This window comes from Pseudomonas sp. GW823-FHT06B06 (assembly GCF_058795195.1).
Genome location: NZ_JBXAHO010000026.1, coordinates 26,094 through 38,807, shown reverse-complemented (window position 1 = coordinate 38,807; position 12,714 = coordinate 26,094). Strand labels below are relative to the sequence as shown.

12 protein-coding genes are annotated in these 12,714 nt (G+C 61.3%); all 12 read left to right on the top strand.

All coding sequences use genetic code 11. From position 1 onward, the window contains the following. The first annotated feature begins 104 nt into the window (after nt 1-104). Nucleotides 105-1,064 carry an ABC transporter permease gene (locus tag AC1Q8Q_RS21980; protein ID WP_492615492.1) on the top strand — a complete coding sequence of 320 codons (960 nt, stop codon included), beginning with the start codon at nt 105-107 and terminating at the stop codon, nt 1,062-1,064. Nucleotides 1,065-1,067: 3 nt separating this feature from the next. Beyond that, nucleotides 1,068-1,895, top strand: a complete 828-nt coding sequence (locus tag AC1Q8Q_RS21975; RefSeq protein ID WP_489328212.1) for an ABC transporter permease — start codon at nt 1,068-1,070, stop codon at nt 1,893-1,895. A 2-nt stretch (nt 1,896-1,897) separates the two neighbouring features. After that, a complete protein-coding gene (locus AC1Q8Q_RS21970) occupies nt 1,898-3,544 on the top strand; it encodes an ABC transporter ATP-binding protein (RefSeq protein WP_492615491.1) in 1,647 nt (548 codons plus the stop codon). A gap of 9 nt (nt 3,545-3,553) precedes the next feature. Beyond that, nucleotides 3,554-4,276, top strand: a complete 723-nt coding sequence (locus AC1Q8Q_RS21965; protein WP_083349130.1) for an NAD(P)H-dependent oxidoreductase — start codon at nt 3,554-3,556, stop codon at nt 4,274-4,276. A 332-nt stretch (nt 4,277-4,608) separates the two neighbouring features. Then, nucleotides 4,609-5,520, top strand: a complete 912-nt coding sequence (locus AC1Q8Q_RS21960; protein WP_033044411.1) for a transporter — start codon at nt 4,609-4,611, stop codon at nt 5,518-5,520. Between the two features lie 49 nt (nt 5,521-5,569). Then, entirely contained in the window at nt 5,570-7,297 is a 1,728-nt protein-coding gene (locus AC1Q8Q_RS21955; RefSeq protein WP_492615490.1) for an FAD-dependent oxidoreductase, read from the top strand. A 32-nt stretch (nt 7,298-7,329) separates the two neighbouring features. Continuing rightward, the gene (locus AC1Q8Q_RS21950; protein WP_083349128.1) at nt 7,330-7,725 is read left to right on the top strand and encodes a c-type cytochrome; all 396 of its coding nucleotides are present in this window, start codon (nt 7,330-7,332) and stop codon (nt 7,723-7,725) included. A 46-nt stretch (nt 7,726-7,771) separates the two neighbouring features. Next, the gene (locus AC1Q8Q_RS21945) at nt 7,772-8,233 is read left to right on the top strand and encodes a nuclear transport factor 2 family protein (RefSeq protein WP_020799493.1); all 462 of its coding nucleotides are present in this window, start codon (nt 7,772-7,774) and stop codon (nt 8,231-8,233) included. Between the two features lie 200 nt (nt 8,234-8,433). Beyond that, nucleotides 8,434-9,363 (top strand): LysR family transcriptional regulator, encoded by a 930-nt coding sequence (locus tag AC1Q8Q_RS21940; protein ID WP_020799494.1) that lies wholly within the window; start codon nt 8,434-8,436, stop codon nt 9,361-9,363. Nucleotides 9,364-9,595: 232 nt separating this feature from the next. Beyond that, the gene (locus AC1Q8Q_RS21935) at nt 9,596-10,090 is read left to right on the top strand and encodes a cupin domain-containing protein (protein WP_020799495.1); all 495 of its coding nucleotides are present in this window, start codon (nt 9,596-9,598) and stop codon (nt 10,088-10,090) included. 45 nt (nt 10,091-10,135) lie between these two features. Further along, nucleotides 10,136-11,155: a hydroxyquinol 1,2-dioxygenase gene (locus AC1Q8Q_RS21930; protein ID WP_432668148.1), complete on the top strand. Its 1,020-nt coding sequence runs from the start codon at nt 10,136-10,138 to the stop codon at nt 11,153-11,155. Between the two features lie 90 nt (nt 11,156-11,245). Beyond that, nucleotides 11,246-12,709, top strand: coding sequence for an aldehyde dehydrogenase family protein (locus AC1Q8Q_RS21925; protein ID WP_168758160.1), 1,464 nt, complete (start codon nt 11,246-11,248; stop codon nt 12,707-12,709). Nucleotides 12,710-12,714 lie beyond the last annotated feature (5 nt).

The window sequence follows — 12,714 nt, the reverse complement described above, 5'->3', positions numbered from 1 at the left end:
GGGAAATTGTGATCTTCGTAAGGAATCGCACGGTGAATCGGTGATCGTTCCCACGCACAGTGTGGGAACGATCATAAAAAGGTGCCCATTTCTAGGACTGCACGATGAGAAGTATTTTCAGGTTATTGGGGCAGCGCCTCGCTTTAGGCCTGCTTTCACTGTTCGCGGTATCAGTTATCATCTTCCTCGCCGTCGGCCTGCTCCCCGGCGACATCGCCCAGGCCATGCTCGGCCAGTCTGCCACCCCGGAAACCGTGGCGGCCTATCGCGCGCAACTGGGCCTGGACCTGCCGCCCCTAACCCGTTTCGGGCAGTGGATCTGGCAACTGCTGCACGGTGATCTCGGCGTATCGCTGGCCAACCAGCGGCCGATCGCCGAACTGGTCGGCAGTCGCCTGGGCAACACCTTCAGCCTGGCGCTGTTGGCCGCGTTGGTGTCGGTGCCTTTGGCATTGTTGCTGGGCATGCTCGCGGCGTTGTACCGCAACAGCTGGTTCGACCGCCTGCTGAACACCTCGGCCCTGAGCGCGGTGTCGTTCCCCGAGTTCTTCGTTGCCTACATCCTGATCCTGGTGTTCGCGGTGAAGCTCAATTGGTTCCCGAGCATTTCCAACCTCTCGCCAAACGCCAGTCTGGGTGAGGTACTGGAGCGCTCGGTGCTGCCAGTGGCGACCCTGAGCCTGGTGGTGATCGCGCAGATGATGCGCATGACCCGCGCCTCCTTGATCAACCTGCTGGCCAGCCCCTACATCGAAATGGCCCGGCTCAAGGGCATCAGCCAGTCGCGCATCATCTTCCATCATGCCTTGCCCAACGCGCTGGCGCCGATCGTCAACGTGGTGGCGCTGAACCTGGCGTACCTGGTGGTTGGCGTGGTGGTGGTCGAGGTGGTGTTCGTCTATCCGGGCCTCGGCCAGTTGCTGGTGGACTCGGTGGCCAAGCGCGATATCCCGGTGGTCCAGGCTTGCAGCCTGATCTTTGCCGCCACCTACATCCTGCTCAATACCAGTGCCGACGTGCTGTCGATTGCCAGCAACCCACGCCTGATGCATCCAAAGGGGTAGACCATGAGCCTGCTTAAACAATTGCTCCGGGCGCCGCTGAGTGCGAAGTTCGGATTACTGGTGATCGTCGTGTATATCCTGGTGGCGCTGTTCGCCCCGGTGCTGGCGCCGTTTGGCGAAACCCAGGTGGTGGGCGAGGGCTTCGCGCCGTGGGGCGGGCAGTTCCTGTTGGGCACCGATAACCTGGGGCGCGACATGTTCAGCCGCCTGGTCTTTGGTGCGCGCAACACACTGGGCATCGCCTTCCTGACCACGGTGCTGGCGTTCCTGCTCGGTGGTACCTGCGGCCTGACCGCGGCGATCAAGGGCGGTTGGGTCGATCAGGGCCTGTCGCGGGTCGTTGACATCCTGATGGCCATTCCGCAATTGATCTTTGCCTTGCTGATTCTCAGTGTGGTCGGCACCACGGCCACCTCACTGGTGCTGGTAATCGCGCTGCTGGATGCAACCCGGGTGTTTCGCCTGTCCCGCGCCGTAGCGATGAACGTGGTGGTGCAGGACTTCGTCGAGGCCGCGCGCCTGCGCGGTGAAGGCCTGTGCTGGCTGGTCACCCGCGAGGTACTGCCCAACGCCGCAGCGCCGCTGATTGCCGAATTCGGCCTGCGGTTCTGCTTCGTGTTCCTGTTCATCAGTGCGTTGTCATTCCTCGGCCTGGGCATCCAGCCGCCCACCGCGGACTGGGGCAGCATGGTGCGCGACAACGCCGTGCTGATCACCTTTGGCGACATCAGTCCTTTACTGCCCGCCCTGGCCGTGGCCTTGATCACGGTCAGCGTCAACTTCGTCGTCGACTGGATGCTGCACAAGTCCAGCGGCCTCAAGGAGTGCTGAACATGACGACATCCAAACCTTTGCTGGAAATCCGCAACCTGCACATCGAAGGTCACTACGAGGATGCCTGGCATCCGCTGATCAAGGGCATCGACCTGACCCTGCAACGCGGTGAGGTGCTGGGGCTGATCGGTGAATCCGGGGCGGGCAAATCGACCCTCGGCTTATCTGCCATGGGCTATACCCGTGACGGCTGCAAAATTACCGGCGGCACGGTGCATTTCGATGGCATCGACCTGCTCAAGGCCAAACCCGAAGCCTTGCGCAAATTGCGCGGCCTGCGCATCGCCTACGTCGCGCAAAGTGCGGCAGCCTCGTTCAACCCCGCCCATCGCTTGATCGATCAACACGTGGAAACGGCGGTGAAGAACGGTGGCATCAGCCGTGAACAGGCGATGCGCGAGGCGGTGGAATTGTATCGCGTGCTGCGCTTGCCCAACCCCGAACAGATCGGCCAGCGTTACCCGCACCAGGTCTCCGGCGGCCAGCTGCAACGGGTCATGACCGCCATGGCGATGGCCTGCCATCCGGACTTGATCATCTTTGACGAACCGACCACCGCCCTGGACGTCACCACCCAGATCGAGGTGCTGGCGGCGATTCGCGATGCGGTGAAGACCTACGGCAGCGCGGCGATCTACATCAGCCACGACCTCGCGGTGGTGGCGCAGATGGCCGACCGCATCATGGTGCTGCGCCACGGCAAGCTGGTGGAGGAGGCCGAGACCCGCAAGATGCTCGGTGACCCGCAGGAGGAATACACCAAGTCACTGTGGGCGGTGCGCAGTTTCCGCACCGAAGCCAAAGCCTGCCCGCAACAGGAAAAACCGCTGCTGGAACTGCGCAACAGCTGCGCCAGCTACGGGCGGCAACCGGTGCTGCATGACGTTTCCTTGAAGCTGTATCGCGGCCAGACCCTGGCGGTCATCGGCGAATCGGGCAGCGGCAAAAGCTCCACGGCGCGGTTGATCACCGGCTTGTTGCCACCGACCCATGGTCAAGTGCTGTATGACGGCGAACCGCTGCCAGCGGACTTCCGCCAGCGCAGCAAGGAGCAACTGCGCCGTGTGCAGATGATTTATCAAATCCCGGATACGGCGCTGAACCCGCGCCAGCGCATCGTCGACATCATCGGCCGGCCACTGACGTTCTATCTGGGGCTCAAGGGCAAGGCCATGCGCGCGCGAGTGGCCGAGCTGCTGGAGATGATCGAACTGGACCCGGCAACGTTCATGGAGCGTCAGCCCCGGGAATTATCTGGTGGACAGAAACAGCGGATCTGCATCGCCCGAGCCCTGGCCGCCGACCCGCAACTGATCATCTGCGACGAAGTCACCTCGGCCCTCGACCAACTGGTGGCCGAAGGCGTGCTCAAGTTGCTCAACCGCATTCAGCAACAGCTCGGCGTCGCCTACCTGTTCATTACCCATGACGTCGCCACCGTGCGCGCGATTGCCGACGAAGTGCTGGTGATGCAACGGGGCAGGGTGGTGGATCATGGCTCGCGCAGTGCTATTTTCACCCCGCCGCATCAAGACTATACCGGGCTGCTGTTTTCCTCCGAACCCCAAATGGACCCCGACTGGCTCGACCGCTTGCTGGCCAGTCGTGCTACCGCGAATTCAAACCCTACGCTGGAAAAAGTCTAAGGAATCCCCATGAAAGTACTGATCGTCCATGCTCACCCCGAGCCGCAATCCTTCACCGCCGCCCTGCGCGACCAGGCCGTCGCGACCCTTGAAGCCCAGGGCCATGAAGTGCAGGTCAGCGACCTGTACAAGATGAACTGGAACCCGGTGGCCAGCGCCGATGACTTCTCAAAGCGGGAAAATCCCGAGTACCTGGTGTATGCGCTGGAACAACGCCTCGGTGTGAAAAGCCAGTCACTGGCAGCGGACATCCAGGCTGAACTGGATAAATTGCTATGGGCCGACCTGCTGATCCTCAATTTCCCGATCTTCTGGTTCTCCACCCCGGCCATGCTCAAGGGTTGGATCGACCGGGTGCTGGTCTCGGGCATCTGCTACGGCGGCAAGCGCTTCTACGATCAGGGCGGGCTTGCCGGGAAAAAGGCGTTGGTTACCGTGACTTTGGGGGGGCGTGAACACATGTTCGGTGAGGAGGCGATCCACGGGCCGTTGCAGGACATGCTGCGGCCGATCCTGCGCGGCACGTTGGCGTATGTTGGGTTTGATGTGCTGGAGCCGTTCGTGGCCTGGCATGTGCCGTACATCAGCGATGAGGCGCGACAGGCGTTTTTGCTGGATTACGATCAGCGCCTGCAACACCTGAGTGATGATCAACCCTTGGTGTTCCCCAAGCTGTCGCAGTTCGACGAACAGCTCTATCCACTGCATCGATCCGACGCTGTGAATGCTTGACCCCTGTGGGAGCGAGCCTGCTCGCGAAGAGGCCATTAGCTTCAACATAGAGTTGACTGACCCGACGCTTTCGCGAGCAGGCTCGCTCCCACAGTTTTAATGATCTCCTACTCAGATCCTCCGCCCCATTGTTCTGAATACGCAAACACTGATGTCGCCGAGAATGGAATTGTTGGTGCAGTGGCCGGCTTGTAGCCTCCATCTCGCCGAACACCGGGATTGGTCAACGATCCGGTGGAGCTCCAGCCAGGGCTCATCAAGACGTCACACCTTGCTTTCGGCCTTACGCCCCTTCGGGGGTTTGGCGCCTAATAAAAATAAGGAAGGCAGGTATGAGTATTCGTGCATGGGGTTGCGCTGCGACCCTGTTCGCTCCCGTTCTGGGGGCTGGCCTATTGTTTCCCGCGATGGCGCAAGCATCCGGCATCCCCTATGCCAGCAACCGGCCCCAAAGCTTTCAGTTCAGTTCGGACTTCACCGAGCCCTACAACTCGGTGGGTCAGGAATTTGAATACAACGACGACCGCAAACGCTTTGACGATCACGGCAACAAGGTCGCCGGCAGCAACACCGAGACCTACGTTGGCCTGACGTCGTTGTTGCACTACTGGAAGATGGACGGCCTGCCCAATACCGGCTTCATCGCCAGTATCACCCTCCCGGAGATTGCCGTGCGCGGCAACGGCACGCGGGTCAGCGGGCTCGGCGATCCGTTGGTCGGCGGCCTGGTCTGGTACAACCCGACGCCGCTGCGCACTATCGGTGCGCAAGCCTATGTGCAACTGCCGACCGGCGCGGACTCGGTCAGCAGCGACACCTACGCGTTGTGGCCGTCGCTGTTCTACAACGAATGGCTGGGCAAAGTGAACATCGATTTGCTGGTCGGCGCGATCCTTCGCGGCGATGGTCCGCACCACACCGAACCTGGCGATACCGGCCACGCCAACCTGCGCCTGGGCTACAACATCGTGGACCGCCCGACCTACCAGGTCACGCCCTTCCTCAGTGCCGACTACCAGAAAACCTTCGGCTCCGATGATCGCAACAACAACACCATCGAATTCTCTGAATCCAACGAAACCGCGCTCGGCGCCGGCGTGCTGTTCCAGCTCAAGCCCGGCGTGCAAAAGGTCTTCGCCCAGAAAATGTGGGACCAGGTGTCCATCCACTATTCCAAAGGCGTGGAAGGGCGCAACACCACCGTCACCGACGGCCTGTTTGTGCAGCTCTGGCATTACTGGTGAATCACCGACGCCTGCCTGCGTCGCCGCTACTCATTCCGGAGAATAAAAAGTGAACGAAGAAAACCAGAAACTTGCCCTGTCACGCCGCAGCTTCATCAAGGCCGGCGCCGCTGGTACGGCTGTCGCCGCCTTGTCGGGGGTGGCCGCACGGGCGATGGCCAGCGACGAGCTGCCCTTTGATCGAGAGCACGACATTGTCGTGGTCGGCGGTGGTGGCAGCGGTTTGCCTACCGCGTTGTTTTCCCGCTGGCTGGGCAATGACGTGGTTATCCTGGAAAAAGCCGGCAGCCCTGGGGGCACCGCGGCGAAAGCGGCGTTTTGGTACTGGGTGCCGAACAACAAGCCGATGCGCGACGCCGGCATCGTCGATGAAAAAGCCGATTACATGCGCTATGTCGCCCGGTTGACACGTCCGCAATCCTACGACGCCTCGTTGCCCAAACTTGGCCTGTCGGATTGGGAATACGAGATGTGCGAGGCGATCTACGAGAGCGCCTCGCCCGCTGCCGAACTGCTGGCCGAACGCGACGCACTGCCTTATCGCCATTGCCCGGACATACCGGACTATTTCGCAGAGCTGTCCGAAGACAAGGCCAAGAAAGGCCGCGTACTGGTGCCCAAGGAAGCCCGGCCCAGCATGTCCGACGGCGGTCGCGTGGCGATTCGTACGCTGACCGCCGCCGCCAAGCGTGACGGCGTGCAGATTCGTACCGGCGAGCGCGTGGTGAAAGTGATCCTCAACGGCGCGGGCGAAGCGATCGGCGTCGAAGTCGAGACCGAAGAGGGTGCGCGGCAACGGGTCAAGGCGCGCAAAGCGGTGATCTTCGCTACGGGTGGTTTTACCCACGATCCGGAACTGCGCCGCAACTTCCTCAACGCCCCCGTCTACGGCGGCTGCGCCGCCCTGACCAACGAAGGCGATTTCATCCGGATTTCCAGCGAGCTGGGGGTGCAGTTGCGCAACATGAACTACGCCTGGTCGTGCCCGATCCTGTTGGAAAAAGCCCTGGCCAAGGACGGCTCGATGTCCGGCATTTTCACCATGAACGGCGATTCGATGCTGATGGTGAACAAGTACGGCAAGCGCGTCGTCAACGAAAAGACCGTCTACAACGAACTGGTCCCGACCTTCTTCCAGTGGGACGGCGATAAGGCCGAATACCCGAACCTGGTGATGTTCTCGATCTGGGACCAGCGCGCCCAGGACTACTGCAGCAGCGACGAATACGGCTCTCCGATCGTGCCCAAGGGCGGCAACGACCGCCATGTGGTCAAGGGCGAAACCCTGGAAGAGCTGGCGAAGAACATCGCCGAGCGCCTGGATAAACACGCCGCCGATATCGGCGGGATGAAGCTCAGCGCCGATTTCACTCTCAACCTGAAAGCCACCCTCAAGCGCTTCAACGAGTTGGCCAAGACGGGCAAGGATCTGGACTTCCATCGCGGCGAGCTGGTGATCCAGGGCGTGTTTACCGGCCCGGTCAAGCCCGACCGCACCGGCAACCTGACCATGTACCCGTTGGCCGCGAAAGGGCCGTACTACGCGGCGTTGATCACCGGCGGCAACCTCGACACCAAGGGTGGTCCGAAAACCAACTCCGTCGGCCAGGTATTGAACAACGCCAATGCACCGATCCCGGGCCTGTACGGCGTCGGCAACTGCGTTGCGTCGGCCTCCGGTCGTGCCTACTGGGCCGGTGGTTCGACGCTTGGCCCGATCATCGCCTTTGCCTATCGCGCGGCGAACCAGGCGCACAAAGAACCGAGCCGAAGCTGAATCAAGCCCCGTGACTGCATGAGATCAACGATATGACGCACTTGAAATTTTTCCTACGAGCCCCGGCGCTGTTGGCGATGGCGGCCAGTTTTGCTTTGACCGGCAGCGCTTTGGCCGATGACCTGGCGCTGGCGCAGAAACTGGCGACCAACCACTGCGCGGTCTGCCACACCTTCGACAAGGGCGGCCCGCCGGGGCAGGGCCCGAACCTGTTCGGGCTGCTGGGTCGCAAGGCGGCCAGCGAAACCAACTTCACCTACAGCGACGGCTTCACCAAAGCCATGGCCGGCAAGGTCTGGGACGAGCCGATGCTCGACGCCTGGCTCACCGATGCCCAGAGCGTGGCGCCGGGCAGCGCCATGGTCTATTCGCAGGACGACCCGGCCAAGCGGCAGAAGATCATCAGCTACATCAAGTCGCTGCACTGACGGCCAACAGCCTTATCACTCCAATATCGAAACGACGGAGACAGCCATGATCAGCACCCTTACAATGACCGACGAGCAACGCAAATCGGTCGCCCTGGAATACCTCAAGGCCTTCGACAACGGCGGTATCACCTCCACTGGCGGCAGCATTCTCGACCTGTTCGCCGAGGATGCACAGGTCCTGTTTCCCAAGTGGGGACTGGCCACCGGCCGTGAGCAGATCGGCCAGATGTTCAGCGACCTTGGCAGCCGCTTGAAATCGATTACCCACGACTATGCGCATTTCAACTGGATTCTTACGGGCACCGACACGCTGGTCTGCGAAGGCACCAGTTTTGGTGAACACGTCGACGGCCACTGGCGTGCGGGCGTCCCGTCAGCGGCCGGTGCCGGCTACTGGGCCGACGTGTTCGAGATCCGGGATTTCAAGATCCAGCGCTGCTTCATCTACCTGGACCCTGACTACGGCAGCCAGGACACGGCGCGCTATCCCTGGCTCAACCGCTAACCGCAGCCCCCCCTGTAGGAGCGAGCCTGCTCGCGATGGTCGTTAACGAAAACGCGGGGAACCTGACACCCATCGGCGTTCTTGAGTTCATCGCGAGCATGCTCGCTCCTACAGTGGCTTGCCATTCGAGTTCATCGTAATCTCGCAGGTTCTCGCTTCGTATTCCTATAAGAACAAAAACATCCAGAGAACCTGCCCCCATGGATCGTTTACTCAGTGTCGAAGCCTTCGTGCGGGTTGCCGAAACCGGCAACTTCGCCAGGGCGGCCCAGCAACTGGGCGTGACCCGCTCGGTCATTACCCACCGCATCCAGCAGCTGGAGCAGTTCATCAATGCGCCGCTGTTCCACCGCAGCACACGCCATGTACGCCTCTCCGAGGTCGGGGAAACCTACTACAAGGAATGCGCGGACATGGTTGCGAGTTTCAACTCGCTGACCGAACACATGCGCGAACTGCGCGCCAAACCCACCGGCAAACTGCGGGTGCAGATGCTGCCCGGATTTGCCATCGGGCACTTCGGCCGCCTGTTGGCCGAGTTCACCCGGCTGTACCCGGACATTGAAGTGGATGTCATCGTCAACGATCGGGTGGTGGACCCGATCGAAGAAGGCTTCGATGTGGCGTTCCAGATGTTCCCGCCAATGGCCGAAACCCTGATCGAACGCAAATTGTTCAGCGTTCGCCGGCTTTTTTGCATGTCTCCCGACTACGCCAGCGAGTTCGGCGTGCCGACCCATCCCCAGCAATTGCTGCAACACAAGATCGCCCTGTACGAGGGTTATCCGTCGCGCAACCGCTGGCTGTTCAACCGCGAAGACGAACAAGTCGAGCTGAGCCTGCCTGGCCAGGTGCGCTCGAACTCGGTGCACCTGTTGCGTGATTACGCACAGACCGGAGTCTGCATTGTCTGCCTGCCGACACTGGTGGCCAGTGACGACCTGCTCAGCGGGCGGTTGATTCCAGTGTTGCCTGAGTACGCGTTGTCCTCCTTCAATTTTTCAGCAGTGTACCCCGCGACCCAGCGTCGGGCCTTGAAGGTACGTACGTTGATCGACTTTCTGGTGGAGAACTTCGGCGATGAGCCCTGCTGGGATAAACCGTTGCTGGAGCGTGGCTGGGTGCGCTAATGAACCTCGCACCCTGTAGGAGCTGCCGCAGGCTGCGATCTTTTGATCTTGTTTTTTAAGATCAAAAGATCGCAGCCTCGTTGCACTCGACAGCTCCTACACAGCTCCTACACAACTCTTACAGTGTTTGCGTTTCGCGAACACTGTTGTCGCCGGTCCTCTAATTGTTCCGGGACCAGGCGCGACGTACTGTTGGCTCACTGTTACTACAACAACAAAACGGTGAAAACCCATGAGTAGCGCGGCAATCGAAACGGTCTTCGGCTCGCTGGAAAAATACACCAAGGGCTCGGTTGAAATCATCAGCGGCCAGGCCAGTCACTACGCCTTTTCCAACGTTTTCGAGGTGGCGGAAAAATCCCTTCCGTATGAAAAGGTCGTGGTCGGCCTCAACCTTGGCTACGTCATTGAAACCCTGCGCGCCGAAGGCCAGTCGCCCTGGTACACGGCCGCGCACGACGAATTCGCCATCGTCATGGACGGCGAAGTGCGGGTGGACTTCCTCAAGCTCGATACGCCATTGACAGCAGGCGAGGGCACGCAACTGGCCGGGGACGTGCCAGTGGGCAAACCCATGGGCTACGTCCTGCTCAAGCGTGGCCACCAGTGCCTGCTGCCGGTGGGCACCGCGTATCGCTTCGAGGCCAGTCGGCCGGGCGTGATCCTGCAGCAGACGATCAAAGGCCCGTTGTCGGTCGAGAAGTGGGCCGACATCTGCTTGAAGTGATCTGCCCAGCCGAACTCCACCCACAATAAAAAGAGGAAACCCGCCATGGCCATGCTTGAAACCGCTGCTCAAACGCCATTGTTCGCCGACGAAGACGTCCAGGCCAGCGCCGCCCATCCCGTCACCGGTTATCGCGCTTTCAAACTCGGCGCATTCGAACTGTCGCGAGACGAGTACTTCGCCCGCATCACCTGGCCCGCCAAAGGCCAGACCCGTTCGCACTTGATCCCGGCCGATGCCTTTCTGCGCGCCTTGATGCGCGACGTGGCCTGGGGCTTTTTCTACGGCTGGGTCAACTTCGACCACGTCATCGGCACCCGCAACTACTACGGCAAGGTCGACCTGTACGCCGGCACCTTCAACGGCACGCTGAAGGCGGCCGGGGTCAACTACACCGAAAACTTCGAAACGCCGCTGATCATGGCGACATTCAAGGCGATCCTGCGCGACTGGACCAACGCCACGTTCGACCCCTTCGCTGCACCGGAAGAAACCGGCAGCGCCTTCGGTCGCAAGAACGGCAACAACATCGAGGCCATCGAGCGCTTCCGTATCGCCACCCGACGCATGCCCGGCCTGCCGGATGATTCGCCGCTGCGCAACGATCTGCCGATCAACCGCCAGTTTATCGATGTGCCACAGGACGAACCGGAAATTCACGCCGCCGAAGGGTTCGAAGGCCAGTTGCATGCCTTCAGCCTGCACAAGTACCTGTCGCGCTCCGACGTGACCTGGAACCCCTCGGTGACCTCGGTGTGCAAGGCCAGCCTGTTCTGCCCGACCACCGAGGAATTCATCCTGCCGGTGTTCCATGGCAATGACCGGATCGAGTGGTTCCTGCAGCTATCGGACGAGATCATCTGGGATGTCGGCGACAAGGACGATGGCAACCCCCGTGCGCGCATCACCATGCGGGCCGGCGATATCTGCGCCATGCCCGCCGACATTCGCCACCAGGGCTATTCGACCAAGCGCTCGATGCTGCTGGTCTGGGAAAACGCCACGCCGAACCTGCCGCAACGCTACGAAAGCGGTGAGCTCAAGCCGTATCCGATCGAGTTCTAAGACCACATGTCTTGCCCGGCCTTGCGCCGGGCCATGCACTCAGCCATCCAGTCAGACACTGCGCCCAAGGCGCGGTGCGAGGAAACCATTATGCAAAATCAGCTCTATATCGATGGCCGCTTCGTCGATGCGGTCGCCGGCGGCACCATCGATGTCGTGTCGCCCCATGACGGCTCGTTGATCACCCGCATCGCCGCCGCCGAGGCCGCCGACATCGACCTCGCGGTGGCCGCCGCCAAACGTGCTTTCCCGGCCTGGTCGGCCCTGGGTGCCGCCGAGCGTGGGCGCCTGTTGCTCAAACTGGCGGACCGGATCGAGGCCTGCAGTGAAGAGCTGGCGCAGCTGGAGTCCTTGAACACCGGGCACCCGATCCGCGATTCCCGTGGCCTCGATGTGCCGCGCACCGCGGCGTGCTTCCGCTATTTTGGCGGCATGGCCGACAAGATCGAAGGCGCGGTGATTCCGGTGGAAGCCGGGTTCCTCAATTACGTGCAGCGCAAGCCAATCGGCGTGGTCGGGCAGATCGTGCCCTGGAACTTTCCGCTGATGTTCACCAGCTGGAAGATGGGCCCGGCACTGGCGGCGGGCAACACCATCGTCATCAAGCCCTCGGAAATCACGCCGCTGTCGACCTTGCGCATTGTCGAGCTGATGACCGAAGTCGGATTTCCCAAAGGCGTGGTCAACGTGGTGCCGGGTTACGGCCATACCGCGGGCCAGGCGCTGGCCGAGCACCTCGACGTCGGCAAGATTGCCTTTACCGGCTCAACCGCGACCGGTCGGCGGATTGTCGAAGCGTCGCAGGGCAACCTCAAGCGCATTCAACTGGAACTGGGTGGCAAGGGTGCGAACATTGTATTTGAAGACGCCAATCTGGAAGCTGCGGTCAACGGCGCTGCCTGGGCGATCTTCCATAACCAGGGCCAGGCCTGTATCGCCGGTTCGCGGTTGATTCTGCATGAAGACATCGCTGATGCATTCCTGGAGCGCTTCATCGCCCTGGCCAAGTCGATTCGCCTCGGTGACCCGATGAACCCCGACACCGAGATGGGCCCGCTGACCTCGGCCCTGCACCGCGACCGGGTTCTGGCCTACATCGATATCGCCATCGAGCAGGGCGGCAAGATCCTCGCCGGTGGCAAGGCGCCGGACGACCAGGCCTTGGCCAAGGGTTTCTATGTCGAACCCACAGTGGTCGAAGCCAAGCCGGGTGACCGTGTCTGCCAGGAAGAGGTCTTCGGTCCCTTCGTCACGGTGGTGCGTTTCAGCACCGACGAAGAAGCGCTGGCCATTGCCAACAGCACCGAGTACGGGCTGGGCAGTGGCCTGTGGACGCAAAACCTCAGCCGCGCGCATAAAATGGCCGACGCGATCCACGCGGGCATGTGCTGGATCAACTGCTACAAGCGCGTCAGCCCCGGCAGTCCGTTCGGCGGCGTAGGGCAGTCCGGTTATGGCCGGGAAATGGGCTTTGAAGCGATCCACGACTACACCGAAGCGCGCTCGGTGTGGGTCAACGTCGACGCGAAAATCCCCCCACACTTCAAACGCTGAGGTCG